General features: G+C 38.0%; 24 protein-coding genes. 7 read left to right on the forward strand and 17 right to left on the reverse strand.

The features are described 5' to 3' along the window. Window positions 1-2: 2 nt before the first annotated feature. The 3 genes from ESZ48_RS02955 to ESZ48_RS02965 all read right to left on the reverse strand — a co-directional run bounded on the left by ESZ48_RS02955 (window position 3) and on the right by ESZ48_RS02965 (window position 3,090). On the reverse strand, window positions 3-593 hold the full coding sequence (locus ESZ48_RS02955; protein WP_129015802.1) for an RNA polymerase sigma factor: 591 nt from the start codon (window positions 591-593) through the stop codon (window positions 3-5). A gap of 149 nt (window positions 594-742) precedes the next feature. After that, window positions 743-1,882 (reverse strand): hypothetical protein, encoded by a 1,140-nt coding sequence (locus ESZ48_RS02960; protein WP_129015803.1) that lies wholly within the window; start codon window positions 1,880-1,882, stop codon window positions 743-745. A gap of 245 nt (window positions 1,883-2,127) precedes the next feature. Then, window positions 2,128-3,090, reverse strand: a complete 963-nt coding sequence (locus tag ESZ48_RS02965) for an NAD-dependent epimerase/dehydratase family protein (protein WP_129015804.1) — start codon at window positions 3,088-3,090, stop codon at window positions 2,128-2,130. Window positions 3,091-3,416: 326 nt separating this feature from the next. Between ESZ48_RS02965 and ESZ48_RS02970 the strand changes: the two genes are divergently transcribed. The 3 genes from ESZ48_RS02970 (at window position 3,417) to ESZ48_RS02980 (ending at window position 5,561) form a co-directional block, all read left to right on the forward strand. Further along, a complete protein-coding gene (locus ESZ48_RS02970) occupies window positions 3,417-3,725 on the forward strand; it encodes a hypothetical protein (RefSeq protein ID WP_129015805.1) in 309 nt (102 codons plus the stop codon). Between the two features lie 68 nt (window positions 3,726-3,793). Then, complete coding sequence (locus tag ESZ48_RS02975) at window positions 3,794-4,096, forward strand: hypothetical protein (RefSeq protein WP_129015806.1); 303 nt, start codon at window positions 3,794-3,796, stop codon at window positions 4,094-4,096. 118 nt (window positions 4,097-4,214) lie between these two features. Next, complete coding sequence (locus tag ESZ48_RS02980) at window positions 4,215-5,561, forward strand: sigma-54-dependent transcriptional regulator (RefSeq protein ID WP_129015807.1); 1,347 nt, start codon at window positions 4,215-4,217, stop codon at window positions 5,559-5,561. Here the strand turns inward: ESZ48_RS02980 and ESZ48_RS02985 are convergent. Continuing rightward, on the reverse strand, window positions 5,539-7,977 hold the full coding sequence (locus ESZ48_RS02985) for a hybrid sensor histidine kinase/response regulator (protein ID WP_190246183.1): 2,439 nt from the start codon (window positions 7,975-7,977) through the stop codon (window positions 5,539-5,541). The two genes, ESZ48_RS02980 and ESZ48_RS02985, sit on opposite strands and share 23 nt — an antisense overlap. A 182-nt stretch (window positions 7,978-8,159) precedes the next feature. Between ESZ48_RS02985 and ESZ48_RS02990 the strand changes: the two genes are divergently transcribed. Together ESZ48_RS02990 and ESZ48_RS02995 are read left to right on the forward strand one after the other, a co-directional pair. Further along, window positions 8,160-8,681, forward strand: coding sequence for a hypothetical protein (locus ESZ48_RS02990; protein WP_129015809.1), 522 nt, complete (start codon window positions 8,160-8,162; stop codon window positions 8,679-8,681). A gap of 273 nt (window positions 8,682-8,954) precedes the next feature. After that, window positions 8,955-11,021 carry a M13 family metallopeptidase gene (locus ESZ48_RS02995; RefSeq protein WP_129015810.1) on the forward strand — a complete coding sequence of 689 codons (2,067 nt, stop codon included), beginning with the start codon at window positions 8,955-8,957 and terminating at the stop codon, window positions 11,019-11,021. Between the two features lie 89 nt (window positions 11,022-11,110). On the opposite strand, the gene ESZ48_RS03000 is transcribed toward ESZ48_RS02995, so the two are convergent. The 3 genes from ESZ48_RS03000 to ESZ48_RS03010 form a co-directional block, all read right to left on the reverse strand. Further along, window positions 11,111-11,800: a hypothetical protein gene (locus tag ESZ48_RS03000; protein WP_129015811.1), complete on the reverse strand. Its 690-nt coding sequence runs from the start codon at window positions 11,798-11,800 to the stop codon at window positions 11,111-11,113. Between the two features lie 102 nt (window positions 11,801-11,902). Further along, on the reverse strand, window positions 11,903-12,712 hold the full coding sequence (locus ESZ48_RS03005) for a Rossmann-fold NAD(P)-binding domain-containing protein (protein WP_129015812.1): 810 nt from the start codon (window positions 12,710-12,712) through the stop codon (window positions 11,903-11,905). After that, the gene (locus tag ESZ48_RS03010) at window positions 12,705-15,005 is read right to left on the reverse strand and encodes a M28 family peptidase (protein WP_129015813.1); all 2,301 of its coding nucleotides are present in this window, start codon (window positions 15,003-15,005) and stop codon (window positions 12,705-12,707) included. The genes ESZ48_RS03005 and ESZ48_RS03010 overlap by 8 nt, the downstream gene beginning before the upstream one ends. Window positions 15,006-15,116: 111 nt before the next feature. On the opposite strand from ESZ48_RS03010, the gene ESZ48_RS03015 reads away from it, so the two are divergent. Next, window positions 15,117-15,596: a CBS domain-containing protein gene (locus tag ESZ48_RS03015; RefSeq protein ID WP_129015814.1), complete on the forward strand. Its 480-nt coding sequence runs from the start codon at window positions 15,117-15,119 to the stop codon at window positions 15,594-15,596. Between the two features lie 13 nt (window positions 15,597-15,609). Here the strand turns inward: ESZ48_RS03015 and ESZ48_RS03020 are convergent, their stop codons facing one another. The 10 genes from ESZ48_RS03020 to ureA all read right to left on the reverse strand — a co-directional run bounded on the left by ESZ48_RS03020 (window position 15,610) and on the right by ureA (window position 22,743). After that, window positions 15,610-15,960, reverse strand: coding sequence for a hypothetical protein (locus tag ESZ48_RS03020; protein ID WP_129015815.1), 351 nt, complete (start codon window positions 15,958-15,960; stop codon window positions 15,610-15,612). A 51-nt stretch (window positions 15,961-16,011) separates the two neighbouring features. Further along, on the reverse strand, window positions 16,012-16,656 hold the full coding sequence (locus ESZ48_RS03025; RefSeq protein ID WP_129015816.1) for a spermidine synthase: 645 nt from the start codon (window positions 16,654-16,656) through the stop codon (window positions 16,012-16,014). Window positions 16,657-16,842: 186 nt separating this feature from the next. Then, window positions 16,843-17,544 carry a hypothetical protein gene (locus ESZ48_RS03030; RefSeq protein ID WP_129015817.1) on the reverse strand — a complete coding sequence of 234 codons (702 nt, stop codon included), beginning with the start codon at window positions 17,542-17,544 and terminating at the stop codon, window positions 16,843-16,845. Between the two features lie 4 nt (window positions 17,545-17,548). Then, entirely contained in the window at window positions 17,549-18,349 is an 801-nt protein-coding gene (locus ESZ48_RS03035) for an urease accessory protein UreD (protein ID WP_129015818.1), read from the reverse strand. Next, window positions 18,349-18,990: an urease accessory protein UreG gene (gene ureG / locus ESZ48_RS03040; RefSeq protein WP_129015819.1), complete on the reverse strand. Its 642-nt coding sequence runs from the start codon at window positions 18,988-18,990 to the stop codon at window positions 18,349-18,351. Before ureG ends, ESZ48_RS03035 begins: the two co-directional genes overlap by 1 nt. Before the next feature lie 20 nt (window positions 18,991-19,010). Next, a complete protein-coding gene (locus ESZ48_RS03045; protein ID WP_129015820.1) occupies window positions 19,011-19,724 on the reverse strand; it encodes an urease accessory protein UreF in 714 nt (237 codons plus the stop codon). A gap of 71 nt (window positions 19,725-19,795) precedes the next feature. Continuing rightward, window positions 19,796-20,302, reverse strand: coding sequence for an urease accessory protein UreE (ureE, locus tag ESZ48_RS03050; RefSeq protein WP_129015821.1), 507 nt, complete (start codon window positions 20,300-20,302; stop codon window positions 19,796-19,798). A gap of 24 nt (window positions 20,303-20,326) precedes the next feature. Then, window positions 20,327-22,054: an urease subunit alpha gene (gene ureC, locus ESZ48_RS03055; protein ID WP_129015822.1), complete on the reverse strand. Its 1,728-nt coding sequence runs from the start codon at window positions 22,052-22,054 to the stop codon at window positions 20,327-20,329. Then, entirely contained in the window at window positions 22,051-22,425 is a 375-nt protein-coding gene (locus ESZ48_RS03060; protein ID WP_129015823.1) for an urease subunit beta, read from the reverse strand. Before ESZ48_RS03060 ends, ureC begins: the two co-directional genes overlap by 4 nt. 15 nt (window positions 22,426-22,440) lie before the next feature. After that, a complete protein-coding gene (ureA, locus tag ESZ48_RS03065) occupies window positions 22,441-22,743 on the reverse strand; it encodes an urease subunit gamma (protein WP_129015824.1) in 303 nt (100 codons plus the stop codon). Window positions 22,744-23,141: 398 nt separating this feature from the next. Here ureA and ESZ48_RS03070 point away from each other — a divergent pair, with 398 nt between their 5' ends. Then, the gene (locus ESZ48_RS03070; protein ID WP_129015825.1) at window positions 23,142-24,230 is read left to right on the forward strand and encodes a TlpA family protein disulfide reductase; all 1,089 of its coding nucleotides are present in this window, start codon (window positions 23,142-23,144) and stop codon (window positions 24,228-24,230) included. The last annotated feature ends 83 nt before the right edge of the window (window positions 24,231-24,313 follow it).

The following is a 24,313-nucleotide window of genomic DNA, read 5'->3' on the forward strand; positions in this document are numbered from 1 at the left end:
TCTTATTTTTTCGAGGCTAAAGCCAACTGACGCAGTTTTTCCATACATCTGTATTTTTTCGTCCTTGCTGTATTTTCCTCAATTTTTAATTTATTTGCTATGTCACGTAAGGATGCTTTATCATAATAAAAAGCAGTCAATAATTCTTTACATGGAGCACCTAGGTTTTTAAAAGCCTCCATAGTTTGTTCTAATCTCTTTCTAAAAAACTCATGTTCCTCATCTTTTTCGTGGCCATTTTGGTCAATGTTCTTATCTAAAACATTAAGTTCATGCTGAATCATTTTTGTTTTTTTAAAACGTGGTGATCTTAAGATATCCATCCATTTATTTTTAGCAATCTGATACAAATACCCTTGCAGGGCGGTTTCGTTTTCAGGAATAAACCGATCGTTTTTCACATTTTTCCAAACCGTAATAAATGCTTCTTGATAAACATCTTTTGCGTGATCTTTGGAGCCATTGTTTTTTAGCACTAAAGCTTCAATCTTATAATAATTGGTAGTGTAAAGCTGCTTTAAAACTACGGAGTCGTTGTCTTTGATAGCGTTGAGAAGTTGAAGTTGTGAATCGGGATTGTAAAGGTGTTCCATAAATTATAGCAAAACACGATGAATATACAATTAATTCAAATCACATCAAATACACTAAGCATCAAATGAGCTATTTACACGATTAACGACTTTTTCATTCTGTATTTCTCATTTTTTTAATCTTTTATACGATTTATCTTTTTTTAATTTTAATTCTTTGTGGTCAAATCCCATTGTTGACGGTCATAGACAGGGTCTCTATTTGGATCATAAAACTGACTATTGGTAGCAATGTACTTGCCATCACTATTCATCCAGTAATTATCCGCCCCTGCATTGACCTTAAAGGTTTTTCCGTTTAAGCTCACATTCTGCTCTTCTCTGATCATGTCAATAAAGTTGCTGTGACTGGAATTTGATGAATAGCCGGATGCTGTGTTTGTACCTCTAAGATTATCCATAAAACGCGCGTGATTTGCATCATTGGCTGCGTATCGGTCGTTCATCATCTTCTGGTGTTGGTCAAATTGTATTTGTTGATTCCGCATGCGATTTTCATGTTCTAAAGTCTGTTGCTGCTGTCTGAAATTATTTACTTGCATCTGATATTTTTGCCAATTGGGACTATCAATCTTTTTGAAATCGGCATTTATGGCAATTTTCATATCGGCCTCATAGTTACTCGCAGGTGCGAAGAAATAGCCCATTTGATAGTTCCATATTTTCATGTCTTCTCCACCTGTGAGCGCTGGATCATAGTGTAAAATCAATTGGTTGAAAGTTACCAGTGCTTTAATATTGTCACCGTTGACCCATTCAGTAGAGTAAGCTATGAAATCCATATTTTGAATTCCTAATCTTTTCTTCTGTTGTTCAATGTATGCCGTGATTTCGGGAAACTCCCTGTGGGATAGAAATTTAAAGCCTTGTCTTTCCATCATTGGTCTGATTTCACTTTCAATAAAATCAGTTGGAGAAATCAATGGCCGTTCATTAGTCAATCCGTAACTTCTCATCATTTGGGCATATTGCGGATTTTGAAAGGCTACAAATTGGTGGATTGGCGTGTTGAAGGCCTTCATTCCTTTTTTATTTTGCATCAGGTATAGGAAGGAAGGAAAATCGCTGTCGAGGTTATAATTAGGTCGGCTCAAGATGTCCCAGACAGCAGGATATTCCTTTTCAAATACGACCAGTCCAGTTTTGCCGTCAACAAAATAGTGTTTTTGTGTAGACTGTGTAAATAATCCCAAGTCTGATTTTGAAGCACTTCTCGCATCTTGAGATTGCGTATCCAGACAAGAGGAACATATCAGCAGGGTAAAAATAAATGGAAATAGTGCTTTCATGATGTTTCTTTTCTACATCATCGCACTTTAATTAAAATGTCATCACTTTTTTTAAAAAAAGTTTAAAGTTATGAGTTCAGGGTTTAGGAGTTCAGGAGTTTTTGTACTTCCATTATTAGTGTAGACGGTTATGTGCTATTCAAAAATCAACACTCTTCAACCTGCCCGTATCAAAATGGCACGTTCGGGCGAGTCGTCAATCGTTAATCAAATTTCGTAATTTATCGTCTCACCTCTATTTCCTCTCACCTCTCAGAAGTCGCATACTTTTCTCCCAATTGTGTCAACATTTCTTCACTCATTTTTTTGAGATCAAATTTATGATTCCAATTCCAGTCGGTTCTGGCAACGCTGTCATCAATTGATTTTGGCCAAGAATCGGCTATTTGTTGTCTAAAATCGGGATTATAGGTAATGATGAAATCTTTAATATGATTCTGGATTTCAGCCGCAATATCTTTGGGTGTAAAACTCATGGCCGCCAAATTATAGGAAGATCTTATGGTCAATTGGTTGGCCGGAGCATCCATAATCTGAACGGTAGCATCAATGGCGTCATCCATAAACATCATGGGTAGTTCTGTATCTTCAGACAGGAAACTTGAATAGTGTCCATCAGTAAGGGCTCTGTGGTAAATTTCAACGGCATAATCTGTCGTGCCACCGCCTGGCATTGTTTTCCAACTGATAATTCCAGGATAGCGGATACTGCGCACGTCAACGCCATACTTATCAAAATAATACTCACACCAGCGCTCGCCAACTTGTTTGGTAATGCCGTAAACCGTTGTAGGAGCCATAACTGTATGTTGTGGCGTATCGTGTTTAGGGGTTGTTGGACCAAAAACTGCAATACTTGAAGGCCAGAATATTTTATCGATAAATTTGGCTTTTGCGAGATTTAAAACATGAAATAAAGAACTCATATTTAAATCCCATGCTTTCATCGGAAATTTTTCTCCGGTGGCACTTAACATAGCAGCCATTAAATATATGGTGTCTATTCGGTATTTTTCTACACAGTGTAAGATGGAGCCATAATCCTGGGCATCAACAATTTCAAAAAGACCTGAATTGACCACGTCAAGATTGTTATAGCCGATGTCCGATGCAATAACATTTTCATCACCATGAATACTCCGTAACTTGAAGGTTAATTCGGAGCCAATTTGACCACATGCTCCAATAATGAGAATCTTTTGAGACATTGTTGTTTGATTTTGATGCAAAAGTACAAAGTTTTTTCAGGAAGAATAGGATGTTTAATGGAATGAATTTCCCCTTTAACTATTTCACATAAAAACATAAAATCCGGTTCTGTAGTGGTAATTGTATAGAATTTACACAAAATGTGATCTTGAAATGGAAGATTTACACACAATAAAATAATTTATAAAAGAACGGAATACACATAATGTGCTGTGGGGCAGCTTTTTAATAATCTGAAACATGATCTTCCTTTCAGTGGCATGTTTATTTCTTATTAGAACAGTAGCACAACAGAATAACAAACAAACATTAAAAATAAAATATTATGAAAAAGGTAGTTTTAACAGTAGCAATCGTATTAGGAGGATTATCATCATTTGCGACATCGGCATTTGCAATGAACCAAACGCCTCAAATTGAACTGATAGCTCAAGAAGAATATAAAGAGATCAAAGCTGAAGCACTTCCGCAAGCTGTGAAAGATGCATTGGCAAAAGATTTTCCAACCGCCACTATCGATAAAGCTTTTGTAAGCGAAAAGCAAGTTCTAGAATACAAATTGGATCTTACGATTGATGGCGAACCTTTAACGGTATTTGCCGATAAGGACGGAAATTGGATTGAAAAAGAATAAGGATTCACTTATTAGGGTAATACACCCCACTTAAATAGAATTAAATCAAATTTTAAAAATAAAATATTATGAAAAAAGTAGTTTTAACAGTAGCAATTGTTTTAGGAGGATTATCAACTTATGCAACATCTGCATTTCCTATGAACACAACAGATAAAATTGAAATTGTAGCACAGGAAGAATTTAAAGAAATCAAAGCTGAAACACTTCCACAAGCTGTGAAAGATGCATTGGCAACAGATTTTCAGACCGCCACTCTCGATAAAGCTTACGTCAATGATAAGCAAGAATACAAATTGGAAATTACTCTTGATGGAGCGGCATCAACAGTATATGCTGATAAGGATGGAAACTGGATTGAAAAAGAATAAGGATTCATCACTTATTTAAGCTGGAAAAGGACGTTTTTAAGGAAGCGTCCTTTTTTTTATGTTTTTTTTAAAGGGTTTACTGAGTTTAACTTGATATTTTTGTAAAAACGAATAAACTATGAGTGCCATTCTTTTGGTTGAAGATGATGTGAGTTTTTCTGAGATGTTACGACGTTTTTTAGAGCGGCACCAGCATACTGTGACTTTATCTTATACGCTTGAAGATGCCAAAAATAAAGTGAAAAACACTTCTTTTGATTTGGTATTTGCAGACCTCAGACTTCCAGATGGCGATGGGATTGCCTTATTGAACCATATTAAAACTAAGGATGCGTCTATTCCCGTAGTGTTGATGACTGGTTATGCCGAAGTGTCCACAGCGGTTAAGGCGATGAAGGAAGGTGCTTTTGATTATATTTCCAAACCTTTTAACCCTGAAGAAGTCTTGCAAGTGGTTAAAAATGCACTAAAAGAGAAGCAGGAAATAAAAAAGCCGAAAGCAGAAACAGCTTCGGTTCCAAAAACTCCGTCTGCGGCGACACCCGGATTTGTATCTGGCATAAGCGCTTCGTCCAAAGTTTTGCATGACCACATTAATCTTGTCGCACCTACAAGCATGTCCGTATTGATTTCTGGTGAAAGTGGCACGGGTAAAGAAGTTGTCGCCAAGGCCATTCATCTAAAAAGCTCAAGAAAAAACAAACCTTTTATTGCGGTCGATTGTGGCGCTATTCCGAAGGAAATTGCTTCGAGTGAATTTTTTGGACATAAAAAAGGCTCCTTTACTGGCGCAATCAATGATAAGATTGGTCATTTTGAAGCGGCTAATGGTGGGACATTGTTTTTGGATGAGGTTGGGAATTTATCTTATGAAAATCAAATTCAATTGCTCCGAGCTCTTCAAGAGAGGCGGGTCAAACCTATTGGAAGCAATGAAGAGATTGAAGTGGATATCCGATTATTGACGGCCACTAACGAAGATTTGTTACAAGCGGTTGAGGACGGCGATTTTAGAGAAGATCTTTATCACCGGTTGAATGAATTTTTTATAAAAGTACCCAATTTGCAAGAGCGTAGAGATGATTTGATCCTTTATGCCGAATTCTTTCTGGAGAATGCCAATCAGCAATTGAATAAATCCATCATCGGATTTTCTTCTGAAGTGTTGAAAATATTCCAAAATTATACCTGGCCAGGGAATTTACGAGAGCTTTCCAACGTCATCAAACGTGCTACATTATTAACTACTGGAGAGGTGATCCAAAAAGAAGTGCTGCCTCCTGAATTATCGGTTGCTCCTTCAAAAGATGCCGCGCCACATTCCTTTTCAGCCAAGTCCAACGAAAAGGACTTGATTGTAAAAGTTCTACAGGAAGCCAATAACAACAAAACGAAGGCGGCAAAACTTCTCAATTTTTCAAGAAAAACACTTTACAATAAACTTAAGGAGTATAATTTGGAGTAATGTACGCCTGCATGTCTTCGTAGAAAGCCTTGAGTTCTACCTCCAGAGCGTCCAGAATTTGGTTGTCCACAATGGTGATATGTTCTAAAACTTCTAAATGCGGAACTACCGTTTTGGCATTTAATTGTTTAAACATGGTCAGCATTCTGTGGCTCAAATCGTTAATGGTTTTGAGATCCTTTTGTTCTTGTGCCAGTTTTAACTCGGACATGTGCTTTTTGGTGTCCTTTAAGAATATTTCCAACAACGATTTAAGCGCTTCCTCATCGTAATTTAAAAAGCCAGCGATGGAATTCGTGTCGAAATAGTCTGAGCGATAGGTCGTCTTTTTGAAATCTTCTTCTGGCTTTGTAATGCTTTCGGGAAACAACTCACTTAAAATATCAAACCAAATATGGGTTTCGAATGGTTTATAAACCACTTTAGAAAATCCACTCTCAATATAGTTTTCGGTGTTGATATCCATTCTCCCAGTCATAGCAATAATGGGCTGTTGCTTATAAAATGGCAATTGTTTCACGGTTTCCATAAAATGGAAGCCATTCATTTTTGGTAATTGAATGTCTGTTATAATCACATCATAAGTAAGATCTTTCAAAGCCGAAAGTGCTGCTTTGGCGTCTTCAAAAGTATAGGTGACCACTTGGTGCTGTTCTAAAATATCGGCGATGAGCTGGCGTAAAGAGGCATCATCATCTACAACAATGGCCTTTAATTTGAAATGGGAAGCTTCTGGGATGATAGGTTTTTCTTCCACTTCTTCGTAAGAAAGTTTTACCGGGAACGAAATTTCAAAAGTGCTGCCTTTCCCAGGGATGCTATTCAATGTCAATCCGCCTTTTAATAAATTCACTAATTTTTTTGAAATGGCCAATCCCAGACCAAAACCAGAATGTTTGGCATTATTACTTTGGTTGACTTGGGTAAAGGCATTAAAAATATCTTTTTGTTTTTCTTTGTTAATCCCAATGCCAGTATCCGTAATGGTAATGGTTACGCTGTATTTATAGTTTGTTGAATGTAGTTTCGTGGTAATGCTTATGCTGCCTTCTTCGGTAAACTTGTAAGCGTTTCCGATGAGGTTATAAAGTACTTGCTTAATCCTAAACGGATCAGAAACAATAGTGATGTCCAGTGCTGGGTCGTGTTTGACAAGGAGTGCAATAGGCTTGTCGGCATAAATTGCTTTAATGTTTGTACTGGTTTCGTCTAAAACAGTTTTAAGATTAAAAGGGATACTTTCTATGGTGATATGGCCATCTTCCAATTTTGAAAACTCCAGAAGATCATCTACCAATTGGCTCATATAGGTGGACGCATTTTTAATATGGTCTAAATAATTGCCTTCTTTTGTGTTTTGCGCTGTTTTTTGCAGCAATGCGCTGTAGCCCGAAATAGTACTCAATGGCGATCTTAAATCATGGCTCACCATATTGATCAATTGCTCCCTGCTTTTTAAGAGCGAATTGGTATAGGCGTTCGATTTTTCGAGTTCATCGCGATATTCTTGGCTTTTCCAAAAATCGTTTAAAATAACAATCGAGAAGATGACCACTAAGATAAAACTGATTATGGCGGCGAAATAAATAATGCTGGTGCCGCGATCTAATGCTTTTTGACGTTGGGCGATGATACTCTGTGATGAAGCCACCATCTCGCGTTCAAGGGTTCGCAGTAAATTGCGTAATTGTCGTGAGGTATTTAAATCGTTTTCAACTAATGCACGCTCTTTAACCATTAACGATTGTCTTTGCAAAGCGACTTCCTGCTGAATTCTTCGGAGCATGTTCCGTGAGGTCGTCACGATGGAATCTATCTGCTTTTGATCTACCTTACTCACTGAATCCTTTGCTTTAGATTCGTTTGAAAATTGAATCCAACCTTCTAAAACCTCTTTTACTTTCGGATTGACTTCCGTTGGGTTTTCCACATAATCCTCTAAAGTCAATTTTCCTAGAATAGGATCAATGGTTTTTAGTTTATTGATGGTCTGTTCAATCGATTTTTCAGAGGTGTTGTTGTCTTTAAGTAGTCGCAATTCGTTTAGATCTTGCTGTTTCTTATCAAAAATCACTTTGACACTGTCCAGTAATGCCTTCTGATATTCGTTATTGACCAAAACACGCAAGGTGTCGATAGTCGTAATCAGACTGTCATTCTGAGAAATATAAGCGTTGAATTTTTCTGTAGTATTGAGCTGAAGTGCCGCCCGGGCCAAACTTTCGTTCTCATAAATATCCGCCACCAATCCGCTTATTTTGATGAGTTTATGGCGCTCCTTTAAATCGTCAGTCTGGGTTGCGGTAAAATTTCCCAATTCAGTAAAGATCAACCATCCAGAAATTGCTGCTAAAACTCCAAGAGCGATATATCCGAAAAGCACCTTAAAAGTGATTTTTCTGTTAGATGATCTCATAAACATATTTGAAAAGGTGAGGCAAGATAAAAAATGTCCTTCAATGCTGATGCCATTACAACTGATTTATGTCGAAAAAAATAAGATTGGCGGAATCAAGGAATGAAATAACAATAAAGCAGATCCCTTTAGTTTAATTATATTTGGACTCTAATCATCAATTTTCAAAACTTCCTTGTGGTATGAAACAACTCTTTTTACTAAGTGTTTTAATTTTTATGAGCTGTAAATCTGAACCAAAGGTTGACGAAACTGCTACTGAGAATCAGGAAAAGACCTATGTTATTACCGCAGAGGATATCGAAAAATTAAACTATACCGATTACATATTAAGTTCAAATAGCCAGCAGGCTGTTTTGGATTGGCAGAAATTCCAAGATTTACAAGGGCATATAGAACTTTTGAAAAATGGCGATCTTTCTTTTTTTAAGGTCGAGAAAGAAATCATGGCGGAGTTTATTTCGGAATTGAAGGCTGAACAGCCTCCTACCGTTACGACACCGGCAATTCGTTCGCGAATGACCGTTTTGGAAACCACGCTGCTAAGGCTTCAAGATCTTGCCAATCTTGATAATATCAAGAAAAAAGATCTTTTGGAAAGCATTAAGGAATTGCTGGTTGCCAATGTGAATCTCATCCTTCAAATAAATAAAAAGTTTGAAAAGGAAGCACAACAAATTCAATTGCCGGTTAGACCAGAGTAGCTGAGATGTTGTTGGTTGGGGATTGGGCATTAGGGATTAGGGATTAGTGGGGAGAGGTGTGAGTAAAACAAGTCTGTCCGCCCGCAGCTTTTGCGGAGGAGGGAAACCTTAAACTGGAAACAATAGAAACAAGAGATTTGGAATTTGGAATTTGGAATTTTGAGTTTTTGAAATTCACTCGTTTTCTCTTAATCTTTTGTTAAGATGTAACAAATACCGAGAACAAGCTTCATATTAATAACTAATTTTAGTCAAATTAAATATTTAAACACTATGAAAACCAATCTTAAGTATGCATTGGCAACTACCGGTTTAGTCTTTATAACCATCGTTGGTTGTAAAGAAGAACCAAAAAAGGAGACCGCCATGGCAGAAGAAAAAATTCCTGGAATTGTACTTGAAAACATGGACACCACTGTGAGTCCAAAAGACGATTTCTACAATTATGTCAATGGAAACTGGGCAAAAAACACCACGATTCCTGATGACGAAACCCGTTGGGGCGGCTTTGGAGTTCTGAGAAAAGAAACGCGTCAAGACGTTCTGGATATTGTGAGAAATGCTCACAAACTAGGCACTTATGCCGATGGTACCGACCAAAAGAAAGCCTTGTTGCTTTTTCAAAGTGAGTTGGACTCCGTAGCCAGAAATAAGGCAGGTATTGAACCCATCAAACCATTATTGGAAGCTATTGAAGGCATCAAAAACCTAAATGACATGCAAACTGTTTACGCCACTGTTGATGGAGTAGGAGCACCTTTTGCAGGACTTGGTGCATCACCAAATCTTAATAACAGTAGTATGAATATGGCTTGGATCTATCCTGGTAATCTTGGATTACAAAGAGATTACTATTTGGATCAAGATGCCAAATCAAAAGAAATCAGACAGCAATATGTTGATCATATTGCCAGAATGCTTCAGTTTATCAATTATGATGAAACAAAAGCGCAAGCTGCCGCTAAAAAAGTGTTGGCAATGGAAACAAAATTGGCGGAGCCAAGATTGGATAAAGTAGCCATGAGAGATGCACGGAATTATAACAATCCGGTAGCTTTTTCAGATCTACAAAAAATGACACCAGCCTTAGATTGGCAAAAATTGGTTGATGATTTGGGCATTGATAAAAAGATCGATACTTTAAATATCATGCAGCCAAAATATATGGCATCATTGCAAAAATTCTTAAAACAAACGCCTATTGAAGATATCAAAACTTTAATGGTATGGAATACGCTTAATGGTTCTGCAAATTATTTATCTACCGAAATCGAAAAAGCAAATTGGGATTTTTACGCAAAAACCCTTAATGGTGTACAAAAACAACGTCCAGCCGAAGAGCGTGCTTTAGGAACAGTTGATGGCGCTGTTGGTGAAGCTATCGGGAAATTGTACGTAGAAGCTAAGTTTCCACCAGAAGCTAAAGCTAAAGCAGAAGAAATGATTGCTGATGTTATTGGAGCCTTCCAAAATAGAATCAAGAAATTGGATTGGATGACTGAAGAAACCAAGGAAAAAGCCATTGAAAAGTTAGATAAATTCACGGTTAAGATTGCCTATCCTGATGAGTGGGAAGACTATTCAAATCTTCAAATAAAAGAAGGCAACACTTACGCTGAGAACATGAGAGCGGTTGGAACTTGGGCAAGAGAGAAAAATTTCTCAGAAATCAATGAGCCAGTGGATAGAAAGCGATGGGGAATGGCACCACAAACGGTGAATGCTTATTTCAATCCGCGTAACAACGAGATTGTGTTTCCAGCAGCTATTTTACAACCTCCTTTTTATAATTACACTGCTGATGATGCCGTAAATTATGGTGGCATTGGTGCGGTCATCGGACATGAGATCTCTCATGCTTTTGATGATTCCGGCGCACGTTTTGATGGCGACGGGAATTTGAAAAACTGGTGGACAGAACACGATTTGGAAGAGTTTACCAAACGTGCCGATGCTTTGGCAGAACAGTACAGCGGAATTGAGGTTCTGGACAGTGTTTTTATCAATGGTAAATTTACCTTAGGTGAAAATATTGGCGACCTTGGTGGTGTGCTTGGTGCTTACGATGGATTACAATTGCATTTTGCAAAACACGGACGTCCAGAAAACATTGATGGATTTACGCCTGAACAACGTTTCTTCATGAGTTGGGCTACTGTTTGGAGAACCTTATCTAGAGAAGATGCCTTAAGAACTCAGATTAAAACAGATCCGCATTCTCCAGGAATTCAAAGAGCAACGCAGCCATTGAAAAATATTGATGCGTTTTATGAAGCTTTTGATATCAAGGAAGGGGATCCAATGTATTTGGCACCTGAAAAACGTGTGAGAATTTGGTAATATTCTGAATACAATTATAAATAAAAAAGCAGCTTCGAGATGAGGCTGCTTTTTCATTTAAAGGTGTTTTAAAATGGTTTAAAAGGGTTTTAATCTTCGCCTTTCTTGCGCGTTAGCAAAGCTTCTTTGCTGATCCTAGCCAAATTAAAATTAGGGTCTATGGCAAGTGCACGGTTGAGAGTTGCAATAGCAACTTCCTGATTGGCATCCTTATCCTCACTATAAGTAAGAATTGCTTTTAAATATAGAAATCCGGCTCTTAGAGACGTTTGATAAGGTTGCTGTGTTTCATAAAACGTGCGTCTCATCTCATCCGTTACATTTGCCAGACCGTATTCAACTTTTTCCTGGGCTCCAGCGATATCACCTGTTTGCAGTAATAAATCGGCTATTTCATAAGCCAATACTGGGCTGGCTTGTTTTTTATATAGTTTTTGATAAAACTCCAAAGCACGTGCACGTTCGCCCAAAGCGTTTAAAGCAATCGCTTTAATTTCAGTATTCAAATCAGAATCTGTGCCACTTGATTCGATACCAATAGTGTTGAGAGCTTCCATGTTACGGCCTTCAGATACATAAATATAAGCCAAAGTATCTTTTCTAGCCTGACTTGGCGCCATGACATCCAAGTGGGTCATTGCATTGATGACGCCTTGAACATCACCCTGCTTTTTCATTTGTTGGTAGTACTTTTCAAAGTGCTTTTGAAGTTCTGTCTTTGTTTGGGCAGCGACGTTTAAAGAACTCATCACAACCACAAGTAGTATTAGTTTTTTCATTTTCAAATTAGATATTCGTGCCTTTAAATCAGGCCGTTATTTAGTTAATTGCGCCAAATCTATAAAAATTAATAAAATAAACTCTTAAAAGCTTACTAATTGTTACAGATGGTGCTGAAAGTCATATTTCAAAATCCGTTCTACTTTCTCGCTGGAAATGATTTTTCCGATACTTGAGCCTGAATCCTCAAATTGCGGTACTGGTAAAATTTGAAGTTCACAAAGTGAGGTGTAATAGGCCTTTCTTGTTGGATGTTGAGGAGACGCAGCATTAAAATCGGTGTTCCAATGTTGATCAGTGATGATGGCTTTTATAATGCCAATAGCATCTTTTTGATGGATTAAATTGACCGGACCTTCTGGGTCTTTAACATTAGTCTTTCCCGACAGGAATTTTGCGGGATTACGATCCTCGCCAATCAGACCGCCAAACCTTAAAATCGTTGTTTCAAAATTAGGATTGGTTTTAAAAATCTGTTCGGCAGCGATGAGTTGTTTTGCAGTTGCCGATTGGCCATTGGTTGGACTTTTCTCTGTAATCATGGACAGCTTCACATCGTCTTCATATACCGAAGTTGAACTTACATAAAGCACCTGCTTAACAGTGGAAGTTTCAATGTGCTTACAGAGGAATTCCATCTGTTTTACAAAGTCGGCATTAGGATTTTTTCGTAAACCTGGCGGAATATTGATGATAAGAATCTCGCTGTCTTTCAAACAGGCATCTATAGGTCCTGTGATGCCCTCTTCAGAAATAGAAACCAAGAACGCAAGGATGCCTACCTTTTTCAATAGCGCCATTTTGTCCACAGAAGTAGTGGAGCCTTTTACGGAATGGCCGTTTTTAACCAATTCCGCGGCAAGCGGCAGTCCTAACCAGCCACAACCAATAATGCTGATGTGTTTATTCAAAAGTGATGGTTTTCTTTATGATTATAGCGTCGTTTAATACAAATGGTTTCGGAATCATTGTTTTTGAACGTTTTGGGATTTTAAACAAATCATTATCGATTAAATCAAAAGAAACCTCAAAAACGTCGAAAGTTGTTTTTTGCGACGCAGGAACGCTAAAGTTCAATTCAATGTTTTTATGTTCGGTCACCACATAACTGAACAATCTGTTTTTTATGCGATGGGTAAAAACATGCGTCTCATCTTTGTTTTTCTCTATTTCCAATCCATTGATATTAAAGCTTAGGAATTTGTTCGATTCATCGGAATAGAACTCCAATGTGTTCACCGCACGTTGTGGCGAAACAAAGACTTGAAGATACCTGACGTCTCCAATAATGGTATCCTTCTGCTTATCCACATAAGGTTTTTTAAGAGGTTTGAGATCGGCTTTTTTACTGTAAGATAACTTTGTCCCATATTTACTGTCAAAGTTGATATTGGAAACGTCAAAAACGTCTGGTTCATCCGTTAGGTAGGCTTTCGTCCAATCGTCCAAGGTTTGGTCATAGGTTGCCCATAGCGCAGTGTCTTTATCGGCGTCGTACAAATAAACGAGGCTGTTTGGCTTTGGACGTTCTTCATTAAAATCTGATGTTGTATGTGCCGCAATAAAAAATCCGAAAGCAGCGATAAAAAGAAGGTAAGCCCATCGGTTTTTGTAGCGTGAAAATCCGAAAACCGTAATACACAGAGAAAACATGATGGAGATTAAAAGTGTTGAGGCGATAATGGTTTTTAGTCCCAACCCCACCGGGAACATTTTGATAAATGGTGACATGATCATTAAAAGTGGAAAGAGCAAAAAAGTCATCAAAAGGATGTCAGGACGTTTTTGCCTGATCAGGACAAAAAGACTGATCAATCCAAAATACACAGGAATAATAAAAAAACTGGCGCCTTCAAGTTTAAATGCCACAACGGCGCAAATAATAAGCCATAATACCAACGGCGGAACCGCTAAACTTGCTGTGTTTTCTGGTTTGTAAACTTTATTGTAAAGCCACATGCATACCGCTGTGGAAAACAAGGCAAAAGCCCAGATATAAAGATGGCCATTGTACGGAAAGCCATGAAGGATTTCTGCGTACTGCGGATAAATGACCAGAAGCAATTTCCATCCAAAATAGCCTACAATGCCGTTGATGAGCAAGGCACCTATCCCCGGAAGGAAAGCCAAAGCCATATGTTTGGAGTTTAAGCGTCTCTTTTTAATGCCATAAAACACTAATGCCAGAAATATGAGGATTGCAAAAATGAGCATCGGGACGATCCAGGAATTGGGATAGCTGACCATTTTAAAGAGTGGCACATTAAAATAAACCGAATCTTTATCACTTTTTAAACTGCTAAGGTCAGCTTCTGAGAAATAGGCGAGCAGCGGCATAAAATAACTGCCTTGATGTTCTAGAGTCTTTCTGTCCAAACGGTCGTAAGAGTCTAAAGCGGTATGGTAATCAAAGTGATCATCAATAAAGGCGAAATTCAGGCCGTCTATATCACCATCTTCCCGGAAATAGGTCAAATCTGTATCATTGGGCAACATTTTATAGATGCTATAAGCCAACGAATTAGCGACAGGATAATCAGGATTTGCTGCTTTAAAACCATTGATCAGGTTTTGATTGCCGCCATTGGTTTCAATCAACATATAGCTCGGTCCTCCACTTCCACGAGCTTCAAAATTTAGGACAAGACCAACGTCTTTTGCCCACGGGTGCTGATTTACAAAAATATCGGCGCCATTCAACCCTAATTCCTCGGCGTCAGAGAAAAGGATGATGATATCATTTTTAGGTGTTTTGCCTTCGCTTAAATAGGCGCGGATGCCTTCCAGAATGGTAACGACGCCAGAACCCGCATCACTTGCACCATAGGATGCGTGCGATTTGCTGTCGTAATGTGTGAGTAGCATTAGGGCTTTGGAATTGTCGCTGCCCTTAATTCGCGTTAATATGTTTTGGGGTTTGACAATGCTGCCCCATTTTTTATTTTGGCTATATCCTTCTTGAATTTGGGTTTCGAGACCTAAATCATTCAATGCTTTGACCAAATAATTTTTGACCACTTCATGTTCTTTAGAACCCACATAATGAGGTTTTTTAGAAATATTTTTGAGATGCACCAAGGCACGTTCGGAAGAAAAAGCGGTGGGTTTGGTATTTAAATCGGAAATATGGGATGGCATCAAGGCGAAAAAACTCCAATAAATGGCCAAGATAATTAAGGCGACGGCAATTGCTTTTTTGAGCATGAGAGACGGGTTTGGTTGGTTGTTAAATCTACAAAATTATTTTGGTGTAAATAAGGGTTAGGTTAAATGGTGAATTTTTGTTAAATTTAAAGTTCACTAAATTATAAAAATATGGCTATCAAGAGTTTCCAAGGAGCACGAAGGCAACAGCAAAAAGTTACCGAGCAGTTGTCATGTAAAGTGAGTGATTATATGACGCGAGATTTGATTACGTTCAGACCGGATCAAAAGATCATTGAAGTTGTTGAAATTCTGATCAAACATAGAATTTCTGGCGGTCCCGTAGTCAACGAAAAGAATGAGTTGGTTGGGATTATTTCTGAAGGCGATTGCTTAAAACAGATCAGTGACAGCAGGTACTACAATATGCCCTCTGAAAAAGATAAAGTTGGCGAGCGCATGATGACCAATGTCGACACCTTAGACGGAAATATGAATGTTTTTGATGCGGCCAGTATTTTTTTAGAATCAAAACACCGGAGATTCCCAATTCTTGAAGATGGAAAATTGGTGGGGCAAATCAGTCAAATGGATGTTTTAAAGGCGGCCTTGGAAATGAAAGGGCACAACTGGAATTCGACGGTTAAGTGATTCCTGAAGTTGATCAACTTTCCCGTTTCACTAAAGCATAAAAATCACCTTCAAGTGGTAAATAGCCTTGATCGTATACAAAGTAGTACACTGTGCCAACTTTAGTGGTATAGATACTTGTGAAATAATTAAAATCAAATCCTTTTTCAATCAATTTCCCGCGCGAAACCTTCGTTTTTTGGTCTGGATTTAAATCTTCCAATATCCGATAGTTTTTTCGCAATCTGTTGTTGGTGTTCCTGATCAGGTTTTTACTATCCTTGTTGATGGTGTTGTTATAGGAATTTCTACAGGCATCACTGCAGAACTTCTTATCGGCTCTTCCGACAATTCTTTCTCCACATTCTAAACACGCTTTGCTCATAATTCAGAAGTTAACATAAGAACAAGATACAAATTATTCGTTTTGAATGGTTTATAATCCTTTTGATAAAATAAGGGTATTGGTCGCGTTGACTTTTTCAAAAACTTCGGTGTGATACATATGTGATTTTAAAAATTCGATAACCTCATTTAAAGCATTGCTTTTTGATTTAGCCAATGAGGCGTTGAATAAAATGGTGCCATTTGTAGATGAAGCTTTAATAATGTCTTTCCAAAATGGAATCGCCAAAAATGCTTTTGGTACCTCAGTATCTATAAATAAGTCGATGATGATCAAATCAAATTGAGTGCTATTTAATCGCATGAAATCCAAGGCATCTGCACAAACGATTTTTAAATGCTCATCTTCTTTAAGCTGGAATTCATTCTTGGCAATTTCTATGATGGTTGGATCAATATCCACCGCCGTGATATGTTTGGAAAAGGAGAAGTCTTGACGTAGCGTTTCAACAACACTGCCACCACCCAGACCTAATAGTAATACCGAATTTACTTTGTTCAAATCGATGTGCTCCAATCCAAACTTCAAAATTCGTTGGAGGGAGCCGTAAGAATAATTGGCGTTTTTGGTGTTGAGATGTTTTTTTCCGTTGTACCAAGTGATTTCCAAGATGCCGCTAAATTCGGATTGAATTTTTTTTGTAATAGGATAGAGGTAGCTTAGAATTTTGGACATACTTCAAATATAAAAATAGTTATAATCAATATGCAATTTATTTACATTCTAATGCCCGCCAAATTTTATAAGGAATTTGAAAGGAAAAGCCCGAATGGAATTGCTAAAAAATATAATAACATGTGCTCAACCATTAAGGAGTATACCCGACAAATGGAGACTGAAACTATTCCATATAAATGAAATTTACCATCCTAAAAAAACCATTCCTACCCCACATAGAGCAATGGAGAGACCTGAGATTGGCGTCACGTATTTTTCTAACCATTCAGTTTTTATAAAATTAAAACCGTAATAAATGAGTATCACCACCAAGACCATCGTTGAAACGGTGGTAAACAGGAAGGTTGCAATTAATATAAACATATTTAATGTAGATTGTTCTACTGCTGGATACGTCAACAATGGAAATAGGACTTCACATGGCCCTAGCAAAAAAATCAAAAAGAGAACCCATGGTGTCACTTTTTTTCGATTTGATGGATAGGTCATTTGTTTGTGATCATGCTCAAAGACATAAACTGAACCATCGTCATAGACATCAAAATGTTTGTGTCTTTTCTCTTTATATACCCCATAAAGGCCGTACAGAAAATAGAGAAGTCCAAAGATGAGAATGGCCCAACTTGCCAAACCACCTCTAATTTCGTTCAATCCATCTATTTTACTCAAAGAGAATCCTAATGCGGCACCTCCTGAGGCTATTAATACAGAAGCCATAACATGTGCCGTACCACAAATGATAGTCCACATGACGATTTTTGGAAGTTTCCAACCCTTTGTTTTCCCGATGGCTATAAAAGGAATGTAGTGATCCGGACCTGAAACGGTGTGCAATACACTTACCGAAACGGCCGTGACCAATAAAATGCTTAATTCTGTTTCCATTTGGTTAATTTATGCTTACGCTCTGGTTAATTAATTTGTCTTCGGCTAAACGTATTTCAGTAAATAACTTATAGAGTTGTTGACCTTCATTTCCCAGAATTCTGAGTACATAGGCGTTATCTAACAACTTAGATATGCCGTAACTGATGCCCTCTTCTTTTGATAATCTGTTGGAGATGTTGTCCATGCGTTCGGTAACATCGGTTGCCGGAGCTATAAAGAATAAACTTCCTTGATGGGTATACTCTTCGTATTGACCGAATTCCTTAAGATTTATTTCTTCAGGAACGATGTAGAGATTGTCCTTGAAAATCAAAACATCCTCTTGATATATTTCTGTAATAGCGTGGTGCTTTTTAAACTGAAATAATTCTCCTTCTCCCATATATTTACGTCCGCAGGTTAATATTTCGCCCCATAATAACGTACTGTTGTTTTTGAGATGAATTGTGCTCTTAGCTGTGTAACGTGCTCCTTTATGAGGTACCACAGGATGGGGCACATGGCTAAAATAAGCACGATCTCCTACTGAAATATGCATTTGCTGGTTGGTGCCTTTTTCAGAAACAAATATCCGTTGGTACGATTGTGTCTGTAAATTCAATGAAGAGCCATCTATCACTTCAATATTGATATCGTAAAAGTCGTCGTTTAGGATGCCAGGTGATGACGACATGACCATCATCTCTAACAAGGGATTTTTTTTATTTTCTCTAACTTCGACCAAGTTAAACGGCGGCGTAAAATAGACGTCCTTTAGTATCGTTTGTTCCCTTAGTCCAGTTTTAAGACTGTATTTTTCCATTATCTAAGGAGTTGAGGTTCTTCAGTTTTCTCCTCAACCAAAGCGTAACGCTTTATCCATGAGATGACGCTGTCTAAGCCTTCTTCGGTCATAAGGTTTGTAAAAATAAACGGTTGCCCATTTCGCATTCTGCGCGCATCGTCTTCCATGAGCTTCAAATCGGCATTGACATAAGGCGCCAAATCTTTTTTGTTGATAACCAATAAATCTGAACGCGTGATGCCAGGACCTCCTTTTCGAGGAATATCAGATCCTGCCGCTACGGAAATCACAAAAATGGTGACATCGGCAAGGTCAGGACTAAACGTCGCAGATAAATTATCTCCGCCACTTTCAATAAAGATGATTTCTACCTCTGGATGTCTATTAACGATTTCGTCAACCGCCTCAAGGTTCATGCTGGCATCTTCTCTAATAGCAGTATGGGGACATCCACCCGTTTCAACACCAATAATTCTATTGGCATCCAGGGATGAATTGTTTTCAAGATATTTTGCATCTTCTTTTGTATAAATGTCATTCGTGACAACACCAATACTATACTCTTTTGCAATTTTTCTTGTTATTTTTTCTATCAACGCTGTTTTTCCAGTACCTACTGGTCCTGCAACGCCAATTTTTATATATTTTCTTTCTTCCATTAGTTTTTATTGTTAGTTTTTTAGGACATGTATAATCTTGAATAGAGGTGCTCGTGCTGCATACACTTGATGTCTAAAGCGGTATTGCACACCCCATGTAGGTCTCTTTCGACATTCATTATTTCTAAAGTCAACGCTTCGATAAGACCTTGAACGTTATAAATTATTTGCTGACCATCTGTTTGACCAAGTGGCACAAGCTTGACAGCATTTGTAACCAGAGCTACAGCAGCATTGTAAAGAAACGCACAGGTTGCTTTCTCCTTATCTATTTTTAATAGTGCCGTAATGACTCCATAAATGACCGAATAATGACCCTGCATCTTCTTGTTTTCAATAAGATTATTAATGTTATTTAAAAATGGCTCGTCTAATAACTTAGCATATATTTTTATAAGTCGATTACCTAATTTCTGACTTGCCTCGCGCACTTCTATAGGTGCCTTCAAAGCTTGACATTCATTGTCTAATTTCAGGATGTCCTCTAAGTTGTTTTGCTCCGTGAATTCATAAGCCAATTTTACCGCTAAGCCATCATTGTACTTATAGTTGTTTTTCAGCATGCTTTCGACAAATTCTTGGGTGGTGGAAGCGTCCTTTACTAAATTCTGCTGAACGTAGGTTTCCAAGCCGTTTGAATGCGAAAACCCACCAATGGGTAGAGTAGGATCCGTAATATGTAGTATTTCAATAAGTGAACCCAATGCTGTAGGTTTGGTTGTGTTCTTATTCATTTCATTTGTTCTTATAAATAATCTGCTGCCCAAGAAGTTTTTTTCTCAGGCAGCAGTATCTAATAATTGTTCTACTCTTTAGTTGTTAATTCAAGAATTTTTGAAAAGAGTGAGCTTCCCGATTTCCCATGCTGATGGGATTCTACGTTGGCTTTTAGCATATTGAGCAATTTGCAATGGGTTTTGGTTACCTCATATCCAGTAGCTAGAAGGAGACGTTCCAAAGGTTTTTCGTATGGAATAAGCACATGGGCACCTTGAATAAAAAGTGGCAAATGTTTATTTCCTATTTCGTAACAAACCGTTCCCATTTCGTAAATAGATCTTGGAGTTACTTGTATGGCATCACAAGCCAAAATATTTACGACCACGACTTTTTCAGGATCTTCATAAACAATATCCCCTTCTTTAAGTCGTGTGCCTTCCTTTAGAAATTTAATGACAACCTCTTGATTCCCTTCCGACCGTTTACGCATAATGCGCTTAGTAGTCTCAAACCATTGCAGGTTTAGTGTATCTTTAGTTTTATTACCAATGGGATATGTTTCTATATTACCAATTACTTCTTTACAAATCATAGTTTTACTTTAAGAATCTACGCTCTAAAAAAGAAAGTATAGTTGACCTAATGGAACTACATCTAGAGGCTCACAGGTAATGACTTTCCCATCCACAGTTACTTGATAATTCTCCGGATTGATTTCAATGTTTGGCATAGCGTTATTGAGAACCATGTCCTTTTTACCGATGCTTCTGCAGCCTTTTACAGCTAATAGTTTCTTTTTAACACGGTATTTTTCAGCAATATTATTATCAATTCCTGCTTGTGAAACAAAAGTTACCGAAGTTTTATGCACGGCAGCCCCTAAGGTTGCGAACATATTTCGCATTAAAACGGGTTGTGGCGTTGGGATAGCCGCGTTAGGATCGCCCATTTTACTGGCTGCAATCATGCCGCCTTTAATTACCATTTCTGGTTTAACACCAAAAAAAGCGGGTTTCCATAATACAAGGTCGGCCATTTTACCTGGCTCAATCGAGCCTACATGTTCCGAAATACCATGAGTAATCGCGGGATTGATAGTGTATTTAGCCACATATCTTTTAGCTCTGTAATTGTCGGCTTCAATTTTTTTGTCTTCCTCTAAAAATCCGCGCTGTACTTTATTTTTATGGGCAGTTTGCCAGGTTCTAATAATAACTTCGGCAACCCTTCCCATAGCCTGAGAATCTGAACTCATCATGCTAATAACTCCCAAGTCATGCAAAATATCTTCGGCGGCCATAGTTTCCTTTCTAATTCTTGAATCTGCAAAGGCCACATCTTCTGGGATGGATTTTTTTAAATGGTGGGCTACCATGAGCATGTCTAAATGCTCATCAATGGTATTGACAGTGTAAGGCATGGTTGGATTGGTTGAACTTGGTAGCACGTTGGGATGCGATGCGATTTTCATAATATCTGGAGCATGGCCACCACCAGCACCTTCGGTGTGAAATGTATGGATGGCGCGTCCATTAATAGCTTCTACAGTGTGCTCTAAAAATCCGGCTTCGTTCAGACTATCGGCATGTAAAGCAATCTGTATATCATATTTATCGGCTACCCTTAACGATGCATCAATGGCTGCAGGGGTAGCACCCCAATCTTCATGAACTTTTAATCCAAGGGCTCCAGCCTCTATTTGTTCTATTAATGGAGCTGTGGTGCTACAGTTTCCTTTTCCAAAGAACCCGACGTTCATAGGGAAATTCTCTGTAGCTTGGATCATCTTCTCTAGGTGCCATGCGCCAGAGGTTACTAAAGTGGCGCTGGTGCCATCTGCAGGACCAGATCCGCCACCAATCATTGTAGTTACACCACTAAATAAGGCATGTTCAACTTGCTGTGGACTGATAAAATGGACGTGGGTGTCTATGGCGCCAGCGGTTAAGATATGACCGGCTCCCGAATGCACTTCTGTAGAAGCTCCAATAATCATGTTATCTGAAATGCCGTCCATGGTGTCTGGGTTTCCTGCCTTACCGAGACCTACAATTTTTCCGTCCTTAATTCCTAAGTCACCTTTTACGATTCCCCAATGATCGAGCACAATGACGTTTAATATTGCAAAGTCTAAAACATTTTCATCCCTAGTTTTGGTTGACGATTGTGCCATCCCATCTCGAACATTCTTACCGCCACCAAACGTGCTTTCTTCCCCATAATGGTCACTGTTGAAATCTTTTTCAATTTGAATAAAAAGTTCAGTGTCTCCCAAGCGTACTTTATCACCAACGGTAGGGCCGTAGCTATTGGCGTATTTTATTCTGTTTACTTTAAAACTCATGATTTGATGTTTTTAAAATTTTCTGCTTCCATTTTCTTCATGGCTTTTGCCAAGCTCTCTTTAGAGGTTGTATCACCTTGAGTAAGATTACTGGCACCGTAAAACTTCCTGCTTCCACCAATATCTATTAACTGGACTTCAGTAGCTTCTCCTGGCTCTAAACGTATGGCGGTTCCCGACAGGATATCCATGCGTTTTCCAAAGGCTTTTTCGCGATCAAACGAAATTTCCTTATTGACTTCAAAAAAATGAAAATGCGACCCAACCTGTACTGGTCGATCTCCCGTATTAATAACTTTTAGAGTGATACTTTCCTGTTTTGCATTACAGACAATTTCCTCTTCTTTTAAAATATATTCTCCTGGTATCATAGTTTATGAATCTTGTTAACGGATAGGATTAGTGACGGTTACCAACTTGGTTCCATCAGGAAAAGTGGCTTCAATTTGAATGTCTTTGACCATTTCAGGAACCCCTTCCATCACGTCTTCCCGCGTAAGAAAAGTGGCTCCTAATTGCATAAGTTCTGCTACTTTCTTACCATCTCGGGCTAATTCATGAAGCCTTGCGCTTATCAAAGCTATGGATTCTGGATAGTTTAGTTTTAAACCCCGCGCTTTCCTTTTTTCAGCAAGTTCACCAGCCAAAAAGAGCATGAGTTTTTCTGTTTCTCTTGAAGTTAATTTCATAATTCCATGTGTTTATTTTTAATCTTTCCCTAACTATGCGGACGATTCTGGAGCTAGGTTACACGATTTATTATCTTGAAAGTGACGACACTATTAAACTCTGGAGTCCATAATGGCTAAATTTTCTTAAATATATAAAAAGTTCGTTAAAGTAGGTTTATTTTTATTGGCTTATCTAAAACGGATGCCCTTGACTACAAAGAAGTTCAAATCCATTTGGAGTGCGCGTAAAAGGGTGGGCTAAAAATTCTATTTTGCATTTTTATTATGTTATGTTTCAGTTCTTTCTAGAACTGTAAAAGGAGGGAACCTATTTGATTTATTCAAAAGAATAAGCTCAGGTTTTTTTAATAGTAAATAAGGCTGTAAATTTCATTTTTGGTAAAAATTTGAAATTCATGAAATTATATGTGCTTGTATTATCCGTCGTTCTTAGTTTATTTTCCTGTGGAGGAAAGGAAAAAATGTCATCTCCAGATGAGGTATTGTCTAAAACTTCGGAAAAATTGAATAGTTGGGAGACCTTAAGTTTTACAGCGACAACAACCAATACCTCCAAACCGACTACCCAAACGGTTTATAAATTAAAGAAGGTTGGTTATGAGCCACATTTAAAACTGTTCTTCTTCAAGGAAATGAACCAAGACATCTCCATTTTCTACAAACTCGCTTCTTTGGCTGTGGTAGAAGATAAAAAGAATAAAATAACCATTTTTGATTATGGCAAAGACCGCTCTATTCCAAGATATTTGGAGGCGTATATGGGAGACGATGACAATCTATTGGTGACGGCAAAACTCATGAATCAATTTAAAGATGACATTGTCTATGTTGAACAAACGGATTTTAATGATAGAACAGCCTATGTCTATACATTTGATAAATACAAAATTTGGTTAGACACCCAATTGGCGACACCATTGAAACTTGAAATAGCTAATGGGAGTTCTGGTAAAAAAGAAATAGTCTATGATTCTCTTGTATTTAATGAGCCTATGGATGAGGATGTATTTACCCATAAAGAGAAGGATGGCTATGTTTCTTCCGTTTTCGGAATTAAAAAAGAGCCGATGCTCAATATAAAAGCACCCGATTGGAGCTTGTTGGATTTGGATGGCAAAAAAGTGTCTTTAAAAGATTTTCGAGGTTCCCCAATCTTCTTGGAAGCTTGGACATCGTCATGCAGCCATTGCATGGCATCCCTTCCAAAAGTCAAGGAAATAGAAAATGAATTTGGGAACAAGATTAAAGTCGTCACGGTGAATTTTGATTATGACCTAGAAGAAACCAAGCAGGCAGTTAAAACTGAAAAGATCAATTACGTGGTTCTACAAGGCGATGCTATCTTTGATCAGCATTATGATTTGCGATCGTTTCCATCGTATTTTGTTATCAATAGTGCGGGCACCATAGTCTATTCAGATCGCGGCACAATTGAAGGCAAGAAAGCCAAATTGCTTTTTGAGGCGCTTAGGGGTGTGGAATAGATTTTAGCAATTCAATACAAATTTCTATTGGCTGTTATTTTCGGTATACTGCAAAATCGATAGTCACAAGCTGCCTAGCAGAA

The organism is Gelidibacter gilvus, from assembly GCF_004115975.1.
Taxonomy (GTDB): Bacteria; Bacteroidota; Bacteroidia; order Flavobacteriales; family Flavobacteriaceae; genus Gelidibacter; species Gelidibacter gilvus.

Excerpts from the sequence above, each read along its gene's own strand:
- ESZ48_RS03025 (WP_129015816.1), bottom strand. The coding sequence starts at position 16,656 with ATGTCCAAAATTCTAAGCTACCTCTATCCTATTACAAAAAAAATTCAA.
- ESZ48_RS03045 (WP_129015820.1), bottom strand. The coding sequence starts at position 19,724 with ATGAATAAGAACACAACCAAACCTACAGCATTGGGTTCACTTATTGAA.
- ESZ48_RS03015 (WP_129015814.1), top strand. The coding sequence starts at position 15,117 with ATGGCTATCAAGAGTTTCCAAGGAGCACGAAGGCAACAGCAAAAAGTT.
- ESZ48_RS03060 (WP_129015823.1), bottom strand. The coding sequence starts at position 22,425 with ATGATACCAGGAGAATATATTTTAAAAGAAGAGGAAATTGTCTGTAAT.
- ESZ48_RS03010 (WP_129015813.1), bottom strand. The coding sequence starts at position 15,005 with ATGCTCAAAAAAGCAATTGCCGTCGCCTTAATTATCTTGGCCATTTAT.
- ESZ48_RS02960 (WP_129015803.1), bottom strand. The coding sequence starts at position 1,882 with ATGAAAGCACTATTTCCATTTATTTTTACCCTGCTGATATGTTCCTCT.
- ureG (WP_129015819.1), bottom strand. The coding sequence starts at position 18,990 with ATGGAAGAAAGAAAATATATAAAAATTGGCGTTGCAGGACCAGTAGGT.
- ESZ48_RS03020 (WP_129015815.1), bottom strand. The coding sequence starts at position 15,960 with ATGAGCAAAGCGTGTTTAGAATGTGGAGAAAGAATTGTCGGAAGAGCC.
- ESZ48_RS02985 (WP_190246183.1), bottom strand. The coding sequence starts at position 7,977 with ATGAGATCATCTAACAGAAAAATCACTTTTAAGGTGCTTTTCGGATAT.
- ureC (WP_129015822.1), bottom strand. The coding sequence starts at position 22,054 with ATGAGTTTTAAAGTAAACAGAATAAAATACGCCAATAGCTACGGCCCT.
- ESZ48_RS02980 (WP_129015807.1), top strand. The coding sequence starts at position 4,215 with ATGAGTGCCATTCTTTTGGTTGAAGATGATGTGAGTTTTTCTGAGATG.
- ESZ48_RS03000 (WP_129015811.1), bottom strand. The coding sequence starts at position 11,800 with ATGAAAAAACTAATACTACTTGTGGTTGTGATGAGTTCTTTAAACGTC.
- ureE (WP_129015821.1), bottom strand. The coding sequence starts at position 20,302 with ATGATTTGTAAAGAAGTAATTGGTAATATAGAAACATATCCCATTGGT.
- ESZ48_RS02990 (WP_129015809.1), top strand. The coding sequence starts at position 8,160 with ATGAAACAACTCTTTTTACTAAGTGTTTTAATTTTTATGAGCTGTAAA.
- ESZ48_RS02995 (WP_129015810.1), top strand. The coding sequence starts at position 8,955 with ATGAAAACCAATCTTAAGTATGCATTGGCAACTACCGGTTTAGTCTTT.
- ESZ48_RS03030 (WP_129015817.1), bottom strand. The coding sequence starts at position 17,544 with ATGGAAACAGAATTAAGCATTTTATTGGTCACGGCCGTTTCGGTAAGT.
- ESZ48_RS03070 (WP_129015825.1), top strand. The coding sequence starts at position 23,142 with ATGAAATTATATGTGCTTGTATTATCCGTCGTTCTTAGTTTATTTTCC.
- ESZ48_RS03035 (WP_129015818.1), bottom strand. The coding sequence starts at position 18,349 with ATGGAAAAATACAGTCTTAAAACTGGACTAAGGGAACAAACGATACTA.
- ESZ48_RS02970 (WP_129015805.1), top strand. The coding sequence starts at position 3,417 with ATGAAAAAGGTAGTTTTAACAGTAGCAATCGTATTAGGAGGATTATCA.
- ESZ48_RS02975 (WP_129015806.1), top strand. The coding sequence starts at position 3,794 with ATGAAAAAAGTAGTTTTAACAGTAGCAATTGTTTTAGGAGGATTATCA.
- ureA (WP_129015824.1), bottom strand. The coding sequence starts at position 22,743 with ATGAAATTAACTTCAAGAGAAACAGAAAAACTCATGCTCTTTTTGGCT.
- ESZ48_RS02965 (WP_129015804.1), bottom strand. The coding sequence starts at position 3,090 with ATGTCTCAAAAGATTCTCATTATTGGAGCATGTGGTCAAATTGGCTCC.
- ESZ48_RS02955 (WP_129015802.1), bottom strand. The coding sequence starts at position 593 with ATGGAACACCTTTACAATCCCGATTCACAACTTCAACTTCTCAACGCT.